An 18,711-nucleotide genomic window follows, 5' to 3' on the forward strand; every position below is an offset into this window, starting at 1 on the left:
GGGATTGGATACGATTTTGCGTCACGACGGTATCCGATTGATAGAGGAATGCAGGCATTGAACGGCATGAGTGACAGCAAGACGACCCTGACCGACGCGGTGCATGATCTGCTGCGCCGGGCGATCATCGAACAGGCGCTGAAACCCGGCATGCGCCTGCCCGAGGACACTGTGGGCGAACAGTTCGGGGTCAGCCGTACCATCGTGCGACATGCCCTTGTGCGGCTGGAAAATGAGGGGCTTGTTGTGACCCGTCGAAACCGGGGGGCCTTTGTGGCTGAGCCGTCGCGCGAGGAGGCGCAGCAGATTTTCGAGGTGCGTCGCTGTCTGGAAAACGAAGTGATCCGAATGCTTTGCGCCCGGATGCCGGACAATGGATATGACCAGCTTGAGGCGCATGTCCGCCGTGAACTGGCGACGAAGGGCAAGGATGGGCCGGTGTCCATTCGTCTTGCCGGTGAATTCCACATTTTGCTGGCCGATCTGACCGGGAATGATGTGCTGGCGCGCTATGTGCGCGAGGTGGTGCTGCGCTGTTCGCTGATCATGTCGATGTATGCGCGCAGCCATTCGTCGGACTGCGCGGTGGATGAACATTCCCGGATCATCGAATCCATCCGCGCGGGGGACCACACCCGCGCCATCGAAATCATGGGTCATCATCTGGGCGCGGTCGCAGGCCGGGCCGATCTGATCCCCGCACCTGACAACATCCAGTCGATCCTGTCACATTACCGAAAGGAACTGCCCCTGTGAGCCGCAGCCACCACGAGCTTGATTTTTCCGCCCTTTCGCCGCGCGAGGCCTACAAGGTGATGATCGGCACCATCCTGCCCCGCCCGATCGCATGGGTCACGACGATTTCGCCGGATGGGGTGGTGAACGCCGCGCCCTATTCGTTTTTCAACTGCCTGTCGGCTGATCCGCCGATCCTGGCGCTGGGGGTCGAAAACAAACCGGACCGGAGCTTCAAGGACACGGCCTATAACATCCGCATGACCGAATGTTTTACCGTCAACATCGTGGACCGCGCCAATGTCGAGGCGATGGCGGCCACCGCCGCCGGGTTTGCGCCGGATGTGGACGAGTTGCAGATGGCCGGTCTGACAGCCAGTCCCGGCGTCAAGGTCGCCTGCCCGCGCATCGCCGAGGCACCGGTGGCCTTTGAATGCGAGCGTTACCTGGGGATCGAGGTCAGTTCCGCACGCGAAATCATTCTGGGACGGATCGTCATGGCGCATATCCGCGAGGATATTCTGGACCCGGCGACGCATTATTCCGATCACGCGCGGCTGGATGCCATCGGGCGGATGGGCGGCAATGGCTATGCGGGAACGCTGGATTATTTCGACCTGCCCACGCCCTCTGTCGATGAGGTGCTGAGCCGTCAGCCCAAGTGAGCAGCTGTCGGCGGTGGGCAGAGCAGGACCGTCGGCGGGGCGTACCCGCCGACGGGAGGCAGATCAGGAGGCGACGCAATCCGCGAAGTAATGGATCGTGCCGTCGGTGCCGACCTCTTGCACCAGACCGTGGATGTCGGTTTCAAACCCTGGGCATTCGTGGGCGAAGGCGCGGTTGAAACGCAGGTATTCGACGATCTTGCGGTTGAACACCTCGCCCGGGATCAGCAGGGGAATGCCCGGCGGATAGGGGGTGACGAGGCTGGTGGTGATACGGCCCTCAAGTTCGTCGATCGGCACGCGCTGGGTGGTGCGCTGCGCGATATGCGAAAACGCATCCGTAGGCTTCATCACCGGGGTATGATCGCTGAGGTACATGTCGGTGGACAGGCGGGCGACGTCATATTTGGCATAGAGCGTATGCACATGCTGGCAGAGGTCGCGCAGGCCCATGCCCTCATACCGGGGATGCTTGGCGCAGAATTCCGGCATGGTCCGCCACATCGGCTGGTTCTTGGCGTGGTCGTCCTTGAACTGCTGCAAGGCCGTCAGAAGCGAGTTCCAGCGGCCCTTGGTGATGCCGATGGTGAACATGATGAAGAAACTGTAGAGGCCGGTCTTTTCCACCACGACGCCGTGTTCGGCGAGGTATTTGGTGACGATCGACGCCGGGATGCCGTCGGTTTCAAACAAGCCGTCCATGTTCAGGCCGGGGGTGATGATCGTCGCCTTGATCGGGTCGAGCATGTTGAAGCCCGGCGCCATGTCGCCAAAGCCGTGCCATGCCTCCTTGTTGTCGAGCGGCTGCACGCCGTCGGCATCGGTGCGTTTCAGCACCCAGTCATCGGTGCTACCGACACCTTCTTCGGCGAGGTCATCCGGGCCCCAGACCTGAAACCACCAGTCGCCTTCGCCGTATTCTTCGTCGACCTTGCGCATGGCGCGGCGGAAATCGAGCGCCTCCATGATGCTTTCTTCGACCAGAGCCGTGCCGCCCGGAGGTTCCATCATCGCGGCCGCCACATCGCACGACGCGATGATCGAATATTGCGGGCTGGTCGAGGTGTGCATGAGGTAGGCTTCGTTGAACAGATGCCGGTCGAGTTTGGTGTCCTGGCTGTCCTGCACCAGAACGTGGCTGGCCTGCGAGATGCCTGCCAGCAGCTTGTGGATCGACTGGGTGGCATAGGTGACCGAATGCTTGGTCTTGTCCCGCTTGCGGCCCATGGCGTGGTAGGTGCCATAGAAGTTGTGGAACGCGGCGTGGGGCAGCCAGGCTTCGTCAAAGTGCAGGTTTTCCACATAGCCATCAAGCAGACCCTTGATGGTTTCGGTGTTGTAAAGCACGCCATCATAGGTCGATTGCGTCAGCGTCAGGATACGCGGCTTGACCGTATCGGCATCGATATGCGCCAGCAGCGGATTGGCACGGATCTTGTCGCGGATCGATTCAATGCTGAATTCGCTTTGGGGGATCGGGCCGATGATGCCGTAGTGGTTGCGCGTGGGTTTCAGGAACACCGGGATTGCGCCCGTCATGATGATGCTGTGCAGGATCGACTTGTGACAGTTGCGATCCACCACAACGACATCGCCGGGGGCGACGGTGTGGTGCCAGACCATCTTGTTGCTGGTCGAGGTGCCGTTGGTCACAAAGAAACAGTGATCCGCGTTGAAGATCCGCGCGGCGTTGCGTTCGGATGCGCCTATGGCGCCGTTGTGATCCAGCAGCTGGCCCAGTTCTTCGACGGAATTGCAGACATCGGCGCGTAGCATGTTTTCACCGTAGAACTGGTGATACATCTGCCCGATGGGCGATTTCAGGAAGGCGACGCCGCCCGAATGCCCCGGACAGTGCCAGGAGTAGGAGCCGTCTTCGGCATAGTTCAGCAGCGCCTTGAAGAACGGCGGCTTGATGCCCTCAAGATAGCTCTTGGCCTCGCGGATGATGTGGCGGGCGACGAATTCCGGCGTATCCTCGAACATGTGGATGAAGCCGTGCAGTTCGCGCAGGATGTCGTTGGGCAGATGGCGCGAAGTCTTGGTTTCGCCGTAGATGTAGATCGGCACATCTTCGTTCTTGCGCCGCACTTCCTGAATAAAGCTGCGCAGGTTGACGACGGCGGGGTCAAGGTCCGGCCCGGGGCTGAATTCTTCGTCATCGATCGAGAGGAGAAAGGCACTGGCGCGCGACTGCTGCTGGGCAAATTGCGAAAGATCGCCGTAGCTGGTCACGCCCAGCACTTCGAACCCTTCGCTTTCGATGGCCTCTGCCATCGCGCGGATCCCGAGGCCCGAGGAGTTCTCGGAACGGAAATCTTCATCGATGATGACGATGGGAAAGCGGAATTTCATGTCTTTTTCCTCCGGAGAGACAGTGACCGTGACAGCCCCGATGCGGGTTGGTCAGGTTCAGAATCCGAACCTGTTTGTTTCTGTTCAGGCGGGCGACGTCAAGGGCCGCCGACAGGACAGGGCCGTTTGACGCGCGGTGGCCCGCAGGCAAAACGCCGCTTTTGAAACTGATCTTGCCCGGGTTTTGGAGGGCCTTTTGCAGTTCCGTTTGTGACCGTTCAAGAGGCACTGGGCGCAGCTCTGGGCGGGTTTCTGCCGTCGTCCAAAAATATTTCTTGTTTTTTAACGAATATCGTCAAGAAATTGAGATGCTTTGATTGAAAATTGAAGCCCATGATAACAAAAAACCGAGGGACGCATGAGCGTGAAAAACGCCACACCGTCATTGCGCAAACTGAGCAGTCTTTGCGTTTTGCTACTACTCTGTGCCGCCTGTTCCGGGACGGCACCCACAGTTTCCACCCAGTCGTCGCGCGTCAGTCTTGATCCGGCGCGGCAGGCGATGGCGATTTCCGAGGCCAAGGCCCTGCGCGCCAAGGGCCAGCGCGTCTGGTGCGTGCCGTTTGCGCGCAACGTCAGCGGCGTCGAAATCCGTGGAAATGCCGAAACATGGTGGGCCAAGGCGCGCGGGTTGTACGACCGGGGTGACGAACCCGCAGTCGGCGCGGTGATGGCGTTCAAGCCGACCGGCGGTATGCCCATGGGCCATGTCGCCGTGGTGTCGCAGGTTGTCTCGCCCCGCGAAGTGCTGGTCGATCACGCCAACTGGAGCCGCAACGAAGTGTCCCTGAAGATGCCGGTGATCGATGTGTCCGAGCGCAATGACTGGTCGGCGGTGCGTCTGGCCAGCCAGCCCAGCGCATTCGGCAGCGTCTATCCGGTCAACGGTTTCATCTATCCCGCCAGCAAGAGCTGAGTGTTCTTCCCCGGGTGCCAGCCGCGTCCGGGGAGTCAGATCGCCGGACGGGTCAGGACGCCATAGCGCGCATAGTCCCGGTAGAGCGGGCGAAATGTCAGCGCCATCCCCTGCTCCTGCGCAATATCCTGCATACGCTCCAGCAGATCGCGGCGTGGCGTGACATGGAAGCGCGACAGCCAGTGGTGCAGGCCCCGGCGGAACCAGCGCGGCAGTTTGTCCTGATCCCCGAAATCAACCACATGCAGTTCCCCGCCCGGGCGCAGTTGCTGCGCCGCGTGACGCAGGGCGCGGCCCCAGTCTGGGATCATCGACAGGCTGTAGGACATCACCACACGGTCAAACCCGCCTGCCCCGAACAGCGCATCCCCGTCAAAATCACAGGCATCGGCCCGGGCCAGAACCGCCTGCCCGCCCAGTTTGGAATGGGCCGAGCGCAGCATTTCGTGGGAGATATCAAGGCCGAACAGCGCACAGCCGGGATAGTGCCGCGCGATCCGTTCCAGATTGCGCCCGGTCCCGCAGGCGATTTCAAGCACGCGCGCGCCCGACGGTGGTGCCAGATCTGCCACCAGCCGGTCCCGGCCCAAAAGGTAGTATCGCCGCGTGATGTCATAGAACAGCCGCTGATAGCGGTAAGTGCTGTCCATCAGCGCCGCATGAGCGCGGGTGTCGGTCATCTGCGCTATCCCTGAAACCGGTAGAGGTGGAAGCCGCCATAGATCGCCGAGCGGTCATTCACGAACCCGGTCTGCGAGGCCTTGGCGTCATAGGCCCAGCGGTCCAGCAGCGCGGGCGACAGCCGGCCCGGCAGGATATCGTCGGCCCCGCCGGTGCGAAAGATCACCCGTGCACCGGGGCGTGCGGTGCGGCTGATCTGTTGCCAAAGCGCGTTCAGCTGGGCGTCGTTCATCCAGTCCTGCGCATCCAGCAGCACGTAGGCATCCAGCGATCCGGCGTTTCGTTCACCCAGCAGGTCGGTCATCGAGCGGTTCAGCACGGCGACATTGGCAGCACCCGCCCGGATGGCGGCAAAGTTCTGCGGTTCAAGATAGGGCGGCAGAGATCCGGGACCTATGGGCGCATATTTGCGGCCAAAGGCCTGCCAGGCAAAGTAATTTTCGGCAATCGGGAAATCGCAGGCCAGTTTGCGCACACGTTCCTTGAGCACCGGCAGCACCGCGCCGCCGCCATCAGCGGCCAGCTTGTCATATTGCGCGGGCGGAATCCCGAGACCAAAGAGCGAGGCACGCCGCCGCGCCATCCAGCGCACGGGGCGTGAATCAAGCACCGGCAGGATGCGGTCCTCATAGAACTGCTTCTGCTCATCAAGGCTCTGAGCGTTCAGCAGCGGCGCATATGTCAGCCCGCCCAAGCGCGAAACGACATGCAGCGTGCCGATGAAACGGCCCAGCAGGCCGAAGCGGTGGAACCCGCGTGCAAACAGGGTGATGCGGCGGCGGCCCATGGACCGCCCCTCCCAATAGGCGCGGCTGTCGGCGTCCAGATGCGGCGCGATCAGCAGGTCATAGACGCCGACGTTTGCAGCGCTGTCCGCGCCACCGAAGAAGGCCAGGAAATCCGCCTGGGTGAGGTGCTGCGCCGCCGTGACCTTGAGCCTGCCCAGCGCCACATGCGCGGGTGACAGATCGACCGCCGTGACCGAACCGGGCCGCGCCGTAAGATAGGACATGGCGTTGCATCCACCCGAGGCGATGCAGAACAGGTGTTCGCCTGGCCGCAGGTTCAGCGCGGCCATGTCGACCACGGGATCCTCCCATATCTGGGGATAGACCAGCCCGTGAAACAGGCGGGAAAACAGACGTTCCAGCAGGCCCGTGCGGTTCAACGCGCTGTTCTGGTGCACGGCGGCACCAAGCTGGCGGGGGATGTCGGGGGTATGGATCATGTTATTCACGCCACTTCCTTGTGCTTTGATCTGCCCGCTGGCTGTTTCGGTCTGCTTGCCGCGCCGCGCCGCGCGGTCGGTGCCTGGCGCGCGCGCATTTCGGCGGCCCAGTCGATCAGATGCAGGGTACCGTCCATGGATTCGACCACGGCCGTGCAGCTTTCGACCCAGTCGCCGGTATTGATGTAGTCGAGCCCGTCGATCTGCCGGATGCAGGCGCTGTGGATATGGCCGCAGACGATACCGTCGAACCCCTTGCGGCGCGCCTCATCGGCCAGCACCGCCTCGTATTCACTGATGAAGCTCACGGCCTGCTTGACCTGCTGCTTGGCCCAGTTGGACAGCGACCAATACTGCCCGCCCCAGAGCCGCCTGCCCCGGTTCAGCCAGGTGTTCAGCCAGAGCGCGAATTCATAGGCCCGGTCGCCCAGATGGGCGAGCCATTTGGCATTGACCACAATCGAATCGAACTGGTCGCCATGGGTAATCAGCAGACGGCGCCCATCGGCGGTGACGTGGGGTGCGGTATCCATCACCTCGACCCCGCCGAAATGGGTGCCAAAGTAGTTGCGCAACACCTCGTCATGGTTGCCGGGGATATAGCAGATCCTGACCCCGTCATGGGCGCGCGCCAGCAGGTCCTGCACCACGTCGTCATGGGCCTGCGGCCAGAACCAGCCGCGCCGCAGCCGCCATGCATCGACGACGTCGCCGATCAGGTAGATCGTATCGGCCCGGTTGTGCGACAGGAAGTCCAGCAGCATGCCCGCCTGGCACCCCGATGTACCAAGGTGAACGTCGGAAAGGAATATTGTCCGGTGCTGCACAGATCCGTCCACGCTTTTGCCCTCTTGCCTGAGGTCTTAGCGGGCGCAGGACTCGGAATTGTGACAGGTGTGCATTTCAGGACAGGGCGAGCCGAGCCGGGGGCCCGTGCGCATGTCTGGATTGGGGCCTGCCTGACCGGGATCGGGCGGCGATCATCTTTCTCTAGCGTGCGGATTACACGGACTTTTCACTGACACGGATGGGCCGGGGCCAAAGCATTTTCTTAGATAAGAAAATGCAGCGGAAAATTATGAATTTTCCGGACAAAATTCTTGGAAAGAATTTTTCGCCGCGCCCGGTTCCGACGTTCGGCGCGCTTTACTCGGGCGCGCGGTGGTTTTAGCCTGCAACTGGTTTAACGCTAAACCATCTGACACACCCCGGGGGAGGAACCTGCGCATGGCGGTCCGCAAAAGCACCACGCCAACAGATGTCCCGGCCAAGGTCCTGACTGCCTATTACCGCGACATGCTGATGATCCGGCGGTTCGAAGAGAAGGCTGGCCAGCTCTATGGCATGGGTCTGGTTGGCGGCTTCTGTCATCTCTACATCGGACAGGAGGCGGTCGTCGTCGGGCTTGAGGCCACAGCCAAGGAGGGTGACAAGCGCATAACCTCCTATCGCGATCACGGGCATATGCTGGCCTGCGGGATGGATCCGAACAGGGTGATGGCCGAACTGACGGGACGCGCGGGCGGCTATTCGGGTGGCAAGGGCGGCTCGATGCACATGTTCTCAAAGGACAAGCATTTCTACGGCGGCCACGGCATCGTCGGCGCGCAGGTGCCGATCGGCGCGGGGCTGGCCTTTGCGGACAAATACAAGGGCAACGATAACGTCACATTCGCCTATTTCGGCGATGGCGCGGCCAATCGGGGCCAGGTCTATGAGACCTACAACATGGCCAACCTCTGGGACCTGCCGGTGATCTTCGTGATCGAGAACAACCAGTATGCCATGGGCACCAGTGTCAGTCGCTCCGCCCATGCGCCCTCGCTCTGGGAACGGGGTGCCGCCTATGGCATCAAGGGAGAAGAGGTGGACGGCATGGATGTGCTGGCGGTCAAGGCCGCCGGGGACAAGGCGGTCGCCCACTGCCGGGCTGGCAAGGGGCCCTATATCCTTGAGGTCAAGACCTACCGCTATCGCGGCCATTCGATGTCCGATCCGGCCAAGTACCGCACCCGCGAAGAGGTCCAGAAGATGCGCAGCGAACGTGACCCCATCGATCATGTGCGCGACCTGCTGCTGGGCGGAAAACACGCCAGCGAAGAGGACCTCAAGGCCATCGACAAGGAAATCAAGGGCATCGTCAACGCCAGCGCCGAATTCGCCCGTGAAAGCCCCGAGCCGGATGCAGCCGCGCTCTGGACCGATATCACCGCCGAAGCACAGGCCTGAGGAGAGCGCGATGCCTACAGAGATCCTCATGCCCGCCCTGTCCCCGACGATGGAAGAAGGCACGCTGGCCAAATGGCTGGTCAAGGAAGGCGATGCCGTCACCTCTGGTGACATCCTGGCCGAGATCGAGACGGACAAGGCGACGATGGAATTCGAAGCCGTGGATGACGGTGTGATGGGCACGATCCTGATCCCCGAGGGGACCACCGGGATCAAGGTCAACACCCCTATCGCGGTGCTCAAATCCGGCAGCGACGACAGCGCGAAACCTGGCGGCCGGGCGCCGGCGACCGCCAAGGTCGCCGCGGCTGCCGAGGCGGCCCTGAAAGGGGCCCCCGAGAAGGCCGCCCCCCCGGCCCTTCAGCCCGACTGGCCCGAAGGCACCAGGGTCAAGAGCCAGACCGTCCGCGAGGCCCTGCGCGATGCCATGGCCGAAGAGATGCGCCGCGACGACACGGTTTTCCTGATGGGCGAAGAGGTCGGTGAATATCAGGGCGCCTACAAGATCAGCCAGAACCTGCTCGAGGAATTCGGCTCCAAACGCGTGATCGACACGCCGATCACCGAACACGGGTTTGCTGGTATCGCGGTCGGCGCGGCCTTTGGCGGTTTGCGCCCCATCGTCGAATTCATGACCTTCAACTTTGCCATGCAGGCGATGGACCAGATCATCAACTCTGCGGCCAAGACGCTGTACATGTCCGGTGGCCAGATGGGGGCGCCCATGGTGTTTCGCGGACCCAACGGTGCCGCGGCCCGCGTCGGTGCCCAGCACAGTCAGGATTACGCCGCCTGGTATGCGCATATTCCGGGGCTGAAGGTGGCGATGCCCTATTCCGCATCCGACGCCAAGGGGCTGCTCAAATCCGCGATCCGTGATCCGAACCCGGTGATCTTTCTGGAGAACGAAAACCTGTACGGCCGTGCCTTTGATGTGCCGGTGATGGATGATTTTACCGTCCCCTTTGGCAAGGCGCGGATCTGGCGCGAAGGGTCGGACGTGACTCTGGTGAGTTTCGGCATCGGCATGAGTTATGCCCTGGAGGCCGCTGAAACCCTCGCACAGGATGGTATCAGCGCCGAGGTGATCGACCTGCGCACCCTGCGCCCGATGGACCTGCCCACGGTGATCAGATCGGTGCAAAAGACCAACCGCCTGGTCACCGTCGAAGAGGGCTGGCCGCAGGGGTCCATCGGCAGCTACATCGCCTCCGAGGTGATGCAGCAGGCGTTCGACTATCTTGATGCGCCGGTCATCACCTGCACCGGCAAGGACGTGCCGATGCCCTATGCGGCCAATCTGGAAAAGCTGGCGCTGCTCAGCGCGGATGAGGTGGTCGCTGCCGCGAAAAAGGTCTGTTACCGATGACTGGGGTCGAGGTTCTGGGCCGGGACGTGGCGAGCGAGGCCTACCGGGTGCGCGTCGACATGGCCCCGGGCGGTGTCACGGCGCAGGTGCCCGAGGTGCTGATGGAGGGCCTGCGCCCCGGTGACCGGCCCACGCATCAGGAAGCCTATGAATGGATCGCCCGCCATGGTCGCCAGATACAGGCAGCCATTACAGCGTTGCGTGCGGGCCGCACGCCGCGCCTGCCGATGGATCTGATCACGCTGGAGGCGTTCACCGATGCCCGTTGAAATCCTGATGCCGACCCTGTCCCCGACGATGGAGGAAGGCACCCTTGCCAAGTGGCTGGTGAAGGAGGGCGATAGGGTGACGTCTGGCGACGTGATCGCCGAGATCGAGACCGACAAGGCGACGATGGAATTTGAGGCTGTGGATGAGGGCATCCTGGGCGCGCTGCTGGTGAGCGAGGGCACATCGGGCATCAAGGTCAACACCCCCATCGCCACCCTTTTGCAGGAAGGCGAAAGCGCCGCGCAGCCCCCTGTTGCCAAAAAGCCCGTGCCGGAAGCGCCACCCGCCGCAGCCGTTGCGCAGGCCCAGACCGAGGCACCAGTGCCCCGTGCCGAAGGCGAGCGGATCCTGGCATCCCCCCTCGCCCGCCGCATTGCTGCGAAACGCGGGATTGACCTTGGGCAGATCACCGGCAGCGGGCCAAGCGGCCGCATCGTTCGGGCCGATGTGACCGGTGCAGAGGCGACGGAGCGGCCAAACACGACAACACCAGAGGAAGAGGCCCGCGTTGCCATGCCCATGCCCCCACCCGCGCCGACGGGCGCGAGTTTTGACAGCGTCGCGAGGCTTTACGTCGACCGCGCCTATACCGAGGTCACGCTCGACGGGATGCGCAAGGTGATCGCCGCCCGCCTGACCGAGGCCAAGCAGACCATCCCGCATTTCTATCTGCGCCGGAGCATCCGTCTGGACGCGCTGCTGGACCTGCGCAAAGAGATAAATACTCAGCTTGCCGCCCGTGGCATCAAGCTGTCGGTGAATGACTTCATCATCAAGGCCTGCGCGCTGGCGCTGCAACAGGCGCCTGCCGCCAATGCCGTCTGGGCCGGTGATCGCATCCTGCAGCTGGAGCCGTCGGATGTGGCCGTCGCCGTCGCGGTCAGGGGCGGCCTGTTCACCCCTGTGCTACGCGATGCGAATACCAAGAGCCTCTCGACCCTCTCGGCCGAGATGAAGGACCTCGCCTCTCGTGCGCGCGACCGAAAGCTTGCGCCGCACGAATATCAGGGCGGCAGCTTTGCGATCTCAAACCTTGGCATGTACGGGATTGAAAGTTTCGACGCGGTGATCAATCCGCCCCATGGCGCAATCCTCGCCGTGGGCGCGGGCATCCGCAAGCCGGTGGTGTCAGTCGCAGGCGAGATCGAGGTGGCCACTGTCATGTCTGTCACGCTCAGCGTTGATCACCGGGTCATCGACGGCGCGCTTGGTGCCCAGCTGCTCAAGGCGATCGTGCGGAATCTGGAACACCCGGTCACGATGCTGGTCTGAGGCCTGCACTTCATCTGCCGATAAATATTCTGGGGTGAATGGGGGTCCTTCCCTGCAGGACCCCCAAAGGGGCAAAGCCCCTGAATCTGAGCATAAAGCGCGCCCCCAAAGGGGGCGCTCCGCTGGATCAAACCAGTTGGGCGGTCAGGTTTCGCTGTGCAGGATCTGGTCCATGCTGACCGAAGGCTGCGCGCAGCCCGCTTCGCCCACGATCCGGGCAGGCACACCTGCGACGGTTTTGCAGGGCGGGACTTCTTCGAGCACGACAGAACCGGCCGCGATGCGCGAGCAGTTGCCGACCTTGATATTGCCCAGCACCTTGGCACCCGCACCGATCAGGACGCCATTGCCGATCTTGGGGTGGCGGTCCTCTTCTTCCTTGCCGGTGCCGCCCAGCGTGACCGAATGCAGCATCGACACATTGTCGCCCACCACGGCAGTTTCACCGATGACGATGGAATGGGCGTGGTCGATCATGATGCCCCGGCCCAGACGGGCGGCGGGGTGAATGTCGACGCCGAAAACTTCGGAACAGCGCATCTGGAACAGATAGGCCAGATCGCGACGACCCTCGCGCCAGAGCCAGTTGGCGACGCGGTAGGACTGGAGCGCCTGAAAGCCCTTGAAGAACAGCAGCGGCTGCAGGAACCGGTGGCAGGCCGGATCACGTTCATACACCGCAACGATATCGGCGCGTGCGGCCATGGCCAGTTCGGGATCGGATTGATAGGCCTCATCGCAGATTTCGCGCAGGATCTGTTCGGACATCTCGCCCGAAGCGAGCTTGAGCGAGGTGCGATAGGCCAGCGCCCGTTCGATCGTTGGGTGGTGCAGCACCGAATAGTGCACAAGCCCCCCGAGCAGCGGCTCTGCGGCCACGGCATCTTCGGCCTCGTGCATGATGCGGGCCCATACCGGATCGAGTGCGGCGATTTTTGCGCGTGTCTCAGCCATGGCGTCTCTCCTTTGACCCTCAGGTTATAGCAGATAGAGTCGCGACTGGAAAACGCAAAGGGGTGATAGGGATAATCAGCGCGCTGAATGGCCCGAACCGCCAGCCCCGAGTGATGTCGCACATCCCCGGCGTGGCGCGTCGCGTCAATTTGCAAATCACCGCCAATGGCCCGGCTTCAGACCGTCACGGGAACCGAAGTGAACGGCCCCGCCCCGAACCGGGCCGACATCTGGGCCACGGCAATGCTATAGTCGCTGCCCGGTTCGTCCATCGCCTGCATCGCGGCGGTGTAGGTCCAGGCCGGGGTCGTGGTCTGAGCCTCGCGCAGGATCGTGTCGTCGCGCAGCACCCGGATCAGATAGCGTTCGCTTTCCTCACCAAGGGGCACCTCTTCCAGATCCCAGCTGTCGCCTTCGATCCGGGTGCGCCGGATCCAGCTGACGGCCAGATCGCCATCAAGGCGGCGCGCCGTCAAAGACACGGGGCTGTAGGGCCGCAGGCCGATGCCGTCAAAGGCGTGCGTTTCGTACAGATAGGCCGGATCATCAATGGCGCGCTGCGCCGGACCAATGCGGAAATGCCGGGACAGGCGGCGGTTCGACGCCGCAAGCGCGATTTGCTGCGGCACGCCGTCCAGCAACACCACCTGCGACCCTGCGGGCCACACCGGGGGCTGAATGCCGTCGGTGCCAAGCTGACCCCGCAGCCGGTGGCTGAGCAGCCAGGTATCCGCGCCGGTCATCACCGCATCGCGAAACTGGAACAGCTCCCAGTTTCCCGGTGTGCCGTCGCCGATGGCCATGAGGTTTCCCCCCGCGAGCAGTGCGGCATCACTGATTGATTCCAACGTGCCGTGGGCCATCTTGACCTGCAGCGCATCGCCCCGGTCAATCTTTCCCGAACGCATGGCCGTCAGCGGCGTTTCGGTTGTGCCGATGGTCGCCCGGGCGGCAATGATTTCGTTCAGGGCATAGTCGGCATCAATGGTCGAATCGTAGACCGCGACGCTACCCGGCCACGGTTTGGCATAGACGGCAATGTGGGGCGCGTGCGGCACCTCTTCGCCGGTCAAAAGCGGCAGATCTAGGAAGAGCGGCAGAACCGGCCCTGCAGAAGTGACGGGCCGCATGCTGACCGGTTGGTCGGGAAACTGCGAAGGTTCATAGAGGCCCGGGTCGATGCGCACCGCTTCGATCATCTGGTGCGAGGTCACCTCGACCCGGTCGATCCGCGCCAGGGTCGGCCCAGAGGGCGACGGCAGCGAAACGATGTCACCCGCGCCCAGCGCCAGTCTTGATGGCGGCAGCGCAAAGCGCAGTGTATCGCGGGCAAGGCGTGCTTCGGCCAGCCAGCGTTCAAGCGTCTGGCGCCCCTCGGCCCGGGTCAGCGAAAGATCCAGATCGCTTTCTGCGACGGCGTGGGTTTCATCGGTGGGCAGAACGGTTTCTTCGGCAACGATCTGGTGATCCCCATCGGCCTGAACAAAGCGCAGGCGGATACGTCCGGCCATTTCTACGGTGGGGCTGCGGGTTTCCTGTAGATCGCCGTCGATTTCGTGGGTGACGGCAAGGTCGTCGCGCGTCAGGGCAATGGGATTCAGACCATTGCGCATACGAAATTCCAGCGTGCCGCCGCGTTCGATCGCATCAAACCCATAGGCCAGCATCAGCGGCTGTAGCGCACGCCGTCCATCGGCGACGTTGGACACGGTGTAGCCACGCACAAAGCCGAACAGTCGCGAGGTGTCATAGGCATGAAGCCCGGCGCGTTCGCAGATTTCACCCACGACCGAAGCGAGTGTGCGCGCGGATACACGCCCGTTCATCCAGTGCCCGCGGCGGTAGTTCGGCCCGTCCGACCACAGCGTTTCGTTGCCAGGGAACCACGGATAGGGCCGTGCATCCCAAGCCCAGACAAAGGCACGGGACATGTCGATCATGCGGCCATCATAGACGCCGGATTCCGGGTTGTTCGCCGGATCGTTCCAGTAGCCGTGCACCGCGCGCAGATACTGGCGCTGGATCAACTCGTCCCGCAGCCCGTTGCTGAACTTTGGCAGGGTTGATTCCGAGGATTTCGCGTCGATGAACTTGTTCGGCTGGTTGGTGGCCTTGTTGACAGCAGCGCACCCCAGTTCGGTAAACCAGACCGGTTTCGACCCCGGGATCCAGCTGGTGGGTTGGGCCTGACGCAGCCCGCCCAACCGTTCGTGATGGGGCTGGGACCACCAGTTGCGGATGTCCTTGTAGCGGAACACCCATGGTTCGCCATAAGCGCCATCGGTGATCGGTGCGCGGTTCTGTGCCTCTTCGTCGGCGGGCGAAGGATAGTACCAGTCGTACCCCTGACCACCCGCCACATTGGCGCGCAGATAGTCGAGGTTATAGATTGCCCCGGCCCCTGCATCGGCATGTTCGTCGCCGTCCCGCCAGTCCGACAGAGGCATGTAGTTGTCGATGCCGATGAAATCGATTTCATCGTCGCTCCAGAGCGGATCGAGGTGAAAAAACACATCGTCGCTGCCGTCCTGCGGCTGATGGCCAAAGTATTCCGACCAGTCGGCGGCATAGCCAAGCTTGACGTCCGGCCCCAGCAAAAGGCGGACTTCGGCCGTCAGGGCGCGCAGGGCTGCGACTGCCGGATAGCCCGCATGGTCGCGGATCTGGGTCAGGCCACGCATTTCCGAGCCGATGCAAAAGGCATCAACCCCGCCGGCCGCCGCGCACAGGGCAGCATTGTGCAGCACGAAGCGGCTGTAGGACCAGTCATCGGGCCCAGAGTATGTGACGGTGCCATCGCCCACGGTAAAATCCGCCGCAGTGACGTTGCCGAAAAAATCCGCGACCTCGGCCTGCGCTGCGGTTGTGCTGTCAGACGACCCGGCGCGCCCCGGCGCGATGTCGAGCGTGATGCGTCCGCGCCATGGCAAGGCAGACTGATCGGCGGCATCGGAATAGGGATCCGGCAGGCCGTTGCCCACCAGCTGGTCCATCAGGATGAAGGGATAGAACATCACCGACAGGCCGTCTGCGTTCATCCTGCGGATCGACTGGATGACCGACCCGTCTGCGGGCGTACCGCCATAGATCGGGCGTCCTGCTTCCTGCGGCACCAGTGTGGCCGCGCTCCGGTTCAACCCTGAAACCTGCCATGGCATGTCCCTCGCGTCGAATTCGGATTGTTCGACCTTTGGCACGATCTCGCACCGGCCACAGCGCAGGTCCGACCCGAACCAGCTGACGACCAGCGACACCGCCTTGCAGTTGGGCAATTCGTCTTCGAGCGATTTGAGCGATGTGTTGAAGTCCGGCTGAGCCGAGGGAGAATTGACGTTCTGGACCCCATAGTTGCCGCTGCCGTAGCGCAGGAACTGCGGCGATGTGGACAGAGCGTATTCACCCGTTCCGGGGATCATCGCGACGCCCTGAATCGCCAGCGGCACATCGTCGGCATCGCCCAATTCGGGTCGGGTGACTTCGAAATTGAACTGCGGGACGCGGTTGCCGAAAGCGGTCAACACCAGATCCTCGATCACCACATAGGCGGTGCCGCGATAGGCGGGCACCTGGCCCACGCCTTCGACCGCCTCGATACGCGGATCGGGCAGCTGATCGGCGCTGCCGGAATAGACCCGCATGTTCAGATCCTTTAGCGGCAGCTCGACCCCATCGGCCCAGACGCGGTTGACGCCGGTGATTTCGCCTTCACACAAGGCGAGCGCGAGGCTGACCTTGTAGCTGAAGCTCTTGACCTTCGGCTGAGGCGCGCCGCCCTTTCCGCCACCGCTTTTCTTGACGATCTCGGAAAACTCGGTGGCCCAGATCACATGTCCCCCGACCCGCATACGGCCATAGACCTGTGCAATCGGCGCACCTTCGCCCGCGCCGGTCAGACGAAACCGGTCGACCCGGCCAGTTTCGACCGTTTCGGCCCCCTGCCCCATAAGCCGCTGATCCAGCGCACGACCCAAGGTGGCACCGGCAAAGCGCCCGATGGCCGCCGCCGACAGCCCCATGACAGACCCGCCGATGGAACCGCCGATGGCCGCCCCGGCCACGGAAAGAACAAGTGTTGCCATCAGTCAGACCTCCTGCGGAAAGGCAAAGCGCGCCACGATGCGTCTTTGCCAGGGAGCGCTAAGCGCGCTTTCGATTACGCCATGCCCGGAATAGGCATGGATAAAGGCAGCTTGGGCACCGATGCGCGACTGCAGGCCAAGGTGTTTGGCGACCGAACCGTCGCGCATCCGAAACAGCAGCACATCGCCCTCTGCGGCCTGCGCCAGCGGTTTGGGCGTAAAGTGCCGGTGCCCCGCGCGCAAAAGCGCCTCGTCACCCTGCGGTTCGGACCAGTCCATGGAATAGGCCGGGATCGGTTCGGGTTCGCAGCCGTAAAGTTCGCGCCAGATCCCGCGCAGTAGACCAAGGCAATCACATCCCGCGCCACGGCAAGAGGCCTGATGCACGTAAGGCGTGCCGATCCAGCTACGAGCCCGGGTGATGATGCGTTCGCCCGCCGTCATCTGCGGCTGCCGCTGTCGGTGGCGCTGACACGACTGGGGGTAGCCATCTGCCAGTCATCTTCGGGAAGATCCGGAAAGCCTTGGAAATTCAAAACATTGTGGAATTTTTTTCGGCAGGTATCGAACCGTTTGTCGCAGCCGGCTTCCAACCGTACGAGATCGCCTGCCACAAGATCGGCACGCAGCGGTTCCCAGAGTTCGATACGGCGCTGGCCGTCTTTGACGTGGTCCCGCTTGATCGGGCTGCTCAGCCCCTGGGCGGTACCGCTTTGCACCATAACGCGCCCACGCAGGAACCAGTCTGGCGAAAATTCTTCGAGCAGATCAAAGATCAGCGTGGTCTTGCCCTCGACCGCCACGACAGCACCCGCATGAAAATATCCAGGGTCGGCCAAATCCAGACCGCAGGAGGAATCGCCCAGAACAGCGGTGCAGGGTTTCTGGAAAACCCGGCCATTGGGACGGTTGAGGGCCTCGGATAGACCGCGCAGTTCCGCCTGAAACGCGCCGCCAGAGCGGCGGATTTCACCAATCGTGCCGCGAAACTGGATCTCGCGTTGCGCCACGTCCGCCCAGTTGACCAGCCAGGCGACCACCTCGGCGTTGTCATATCGCCCGGCAGCAATGTCTGCCTCGGTGATGGCATCGGCGCACAGGGCACCCATGGCTTCGGTATTGTCCACCGACAGGCCTGTGCCCTGCTCAAGCGCCATGGCCGAGAGGCCCGTATCCGCGCGAAAGGTCAGCCCGTCGAAGGCCAGATCGACGTCGTGATCGGTAAAGCCGAACTTTGCCCCGTCGGTGCGAGATACCGACCAAGCGCGCGCGACCGTGGTCAGACCACTGGCAAGATGTGCCGCGAATTCAGGTGAAAGCGCCATCAGATCCGCACCTCGACCACCGGCACATCCGGCACCTCGCCAGCCTGAAAGCTGGCCACGCTGGTCAGGATCCGATCAGCATCGAACCGCACGGGCACGTCGAATTCATAGCCTGCGCTGATTTCGGCACCGAACTGCGGCGGTACAGTAAAAGTGACGACACCCGACGCGGGATCGACGGTGAAATCCGTACCTTCAGTCTGAGCAAGCCCCTGAATGGCGGTTCGCACTGTCCCGGCGACCGGCTTTTTGATCGGGCGTTCATAGCTGCTGGCCCCCGACTGGTAGGTCTTGGTCAGTTGAAAACTGGAGGTGGCACCATCGCCGATGGCGATAATCTGGTCGTCAGGGCTCGGCGTGGAGGAGGGTACGCAGGATTTATAATCCGCCCAGTCCTTCCAGCGAAAACCGAAGAGTTGCCCGCGTCGTGCCTCGAAAAAGGCAGTCAGCATCGCGATATCGTCAAGGGATCGCAGGCCCATTCCGGCGTCGTAGCGGCGGCGGGAATGCGCCCAGGGCGTGTTGCGTTCCTCGTGCCCGCTGGCGAGCGTTACGACGTCAGTACGCCGCTCGGGTCCACCGACAGACCCAAAGCTGAGGGTTGCCGGAAATCGTATCTCGTGAAAGCTCATT

17 protein-coding genes are annotated in these 18,711 nt (G+C 62.7%); 8 read left to right on the forward strand and 9 right to left on the reverse strand.

The features are described 5' to 3' along the window. The first annotated feature begins 66 nt into the window (after positions 1-66). Together CHB75_RS13585 and CHB75_RS13590 are read left to right on the forward strand one after the other, a co-directional pair. Positions 67-756, forward strand: coding sequence for a GntR family transcriptional regulator (locus CHB75_RS13585; RefSeq protein WP_089271505.1), 690 nt, complete (start codon positions 67-69; stop codon positions 754-756). After that, positions 753-1,400, forward strand: a complete 648-nt coding sequence (locus CHB75_RS13590) for a flavin reductase family protein (RefSeq protein WP_245840971.1) — start codon at positions 753-755, stop codon at positions 1,398-1,400. The genes CHB75_RS13585 and CHB75_RS13590 overlap by 4 nt, the downstream gene beginning before the upstream one ends. Before the next feature lie 63 nt (positions 1,401-1,463). On the opposite strand, the gene CHB75_RS13595 is transcribed toward CHB75_RS13590, so the two are convergent. Beyond that, positions 1,464-3,755, reverse strand: coding sequence for an arginine/lysine/ornithine decarboxylase (locus CHB75_RS13595; protein ID WP_089271361.1), 2,292 nt, complete (start codon positions 3,753-3,755; stop codon positions 1,464-1,466). On the opposite strand from CHB75_RS13595, the gene CHB75_RS22380 reads away from it, so the two are divergent. Together CHB75_RS22380 and CHB75_RS13600 are read left to right on the forward strand one after the other, a co-directional pair. Beyond that, positions 3,754-3,885, forward strand: coding sequence for a hypothetical protein (locus tag CHB75_RS22380; RefSeq protein WP_281253220.1), 132 nt, complete (start codon positions 3,754-3,756; stop codon positions 3,883-3,885). The genes CHB75_RS13595 and CHB75_RS22380 overlap by 2 nt on opposite strands. A gap of 228 nt (positions 3,886-4,113) precedes the next feature. Next, on the forward strand, positions 4,114-4,671 hold the full coding sequence (locus CHB75_RS13600; protein ID WP_089271363.1) for a CHAP domain-containing protein: 558 nt from the start codon (positions 4,114-4,116) through the stop codon (positions 4,669-4,671). Between the two features lie 35 nt (positions 4,672-4,706). Here the strand turns inward: CHB75_RS13600 and CHB75_RS13605 are convergent, their stop codons facing one another. Genes CHB75_RS13605 through CHB75_RS13615 form a run of 3 tightly spaced genes read right to left on the reverse strand, consistent with a single transcriptional unit; the run spans position 4,707 to position 7,344 of the window. Beyond that, a complete protein-coding gene (locus CHB75_RS13605; RefSeq protein ID WP_089271365.1) occupies positions 4,707-5,351 on the reverse strand; it encodes a class I SAM-dependent methyltransferase in 645 nt (214 codons plus the stop codon). 5 nt (positions 5,352-5,356) lie between these two features. Further along, on the reverse strand, positions 5,357-6,580 hold the full coding sequence (locus CHB75_RS13610; protein WP_089271509.1) for a BtaA family protein: 1,224 nt from the start codon (positions 6,578-6,580) through the stop codon (positions 5,357-5,359). Positions 6,581-6,585: 5 nt separating this feature from the next. Then, positions 6,586-7,344 (reverse strand): UDP-2,3-diacylglucosamine diphosphatase, encoded by a 759-nt coding sequence (locus CHB75_RS13615; RefSeq protein ID WP_245840973.1) that lies wholly within the window; start codon positions 7,342-7,344, stop codon positions 6,586-6,588. Between the two features lie 463 nt (positions 7,345-7,807). Between CHB75_RS13615 and pdhA the strand changes: the two genes are divergently transcribed. The 4 genes from pdhA to CHB75_RS13635 are packed head-to-tail and all read left to right on the forward strand — an operon-like array spanning position 7,808 to position 11,720. Continuing rightward, positions 7,808-8,809 (forward strand): pyruvate dehydrogenase (acetyl-transferring) E1 component subunit alpha, encoded by a 1,002-nt coding sequence (pdhA, locus tag CHB75_RS13620; protein WP_089271367.1) that lies wholly within the window; start codon positions 7,808-7,810, stop codon positions 8,807-8,809. A 10-nt stretch (positions 8,810-8,819) separates the two neighbouring features. Next, entirely contained in the window at positions 8,820-10,178 is a 1,359-nt protein-coding gene (locus CHB75_RS13625) for a pyruvate dehydrogenase complex E1 component subunit beta (RefSeq protein ID WP_089271369.1), read from the forward strand. Next, positions 10,175-10,447 carry a hypothetical protein gene (locus CHB75_RS13630; RefSeq protein ID WP_089271371.1) on the forward strand — a complete coding sequence of 91 codons (273 nt, stop codon included), beginning with the start codon at positions 10,175-10,177 and terminating at the stop codon, positions 10,445-10,447. Before CHB75_RS13625 ends, CHB75_RS13630 begins: the two co-directional genes overlap by 4 nt. Next, on the forward strand, positions 10,437-11,720 hold the full coding sequence (locus CHB75_RS13635) for a pyruvate dehydrogenase complex dihydrolipoamide acetyltransferase (RefSeq protein ID WP_089271373.1): 1,284 nt from the start codon (positions 10,437-10,439) through the stop codon (positions 11,718-11,720). The genes CHB75_RS13630 and CHB75_RS13635 overlap by 11 nt, the downstream gene beginning before the upstream one ends. A gap of 144 nt (positions 11,721-11,864) precedes the next feature. On the opposite strand, the gene cysE is transcribed toward CHB75_RS13635, so the two are convergent. The 5 genes from cysE to CHB75_RS13660 all read right to left on the reverse strand — a co-directional run bounded on the left by cysE (position 11,865) and on the right by CHB75_RS13660 (position 18,710). Continuing rightward, positions 11,865-12,674: a serine O-acetyltransferase gene (gene cysE, locus CHB75_RS13640; RefSeq protein ID WP_089271375.1), complete on the reverse strand. Its 810-nt coding sequence runs from the start codon at positions 12,672-12,674 to the stop codon at positions 11,865-11,867. 176 nt (positions 12,675-12,850) lie between these two features. Beyond that, positions 12,851-16,753: a baseplate multidomain protein megatron gene (locus CHB75_RS13645; protein WP_089271377.1), complete on the reverse strand. Its 3,903-nt coding sequence runs from the start codon at positions 16,751-16,753 to the stop codon at positions 12,851-12,853. Between the two features lie 3 nt (positions 16,754-16,756). Continuing rightward, positions 16,757-17,197, reverse strand: a complete 441-nt coding sequence (locus CHB75_RS13650) for an NlpC/P60 family protein (RefSeq protein ID WP_089271379.1) — start codon at positions 17,195-17,197, stop codon at positions 16,757-16,759. Beyond that, complete coding sequence (locus tag CHB75_RS13655) at positions 17,194-18,078, reverse strand: DUF2163 domain-containing protein (protein ID WP_089271381.1); 885 nt, start codon at positions 18,076-18,078, stop codon at positions 17,194-17,196. The genes CHB75_RS13650 and CHB75_RS13655 overlap by 4 nt, the downstream gene beginning before the upstream one ends. After that, a complete protein-coding gene (locus CHB75_RS13660; protein ID WP_089271383.1) occupies positions 18,078-18,710 on the reverse strand; it encodes a DUF2460 domain-containing protein in 633 nt (210 codons plus the stop codon). Before CHB75_RS13660 ends, CHB75_RS13655 begins: the two co-directional genes overlap by 1 nt. Position 18,711 lies beyond the last annotated feature (1 nt).

The sequence above is a fragment of the Puniceibacterium sediminis genome (assembly GCF_900188035.1).
Classification (GTDB): domain Bacteria; phylum Pseudomonadota; class Alphaproteobacteria; order Rhodobacterales; family Rhodobacteraceae; genus Puniceibacterium; species Puniceibacterium sediminis.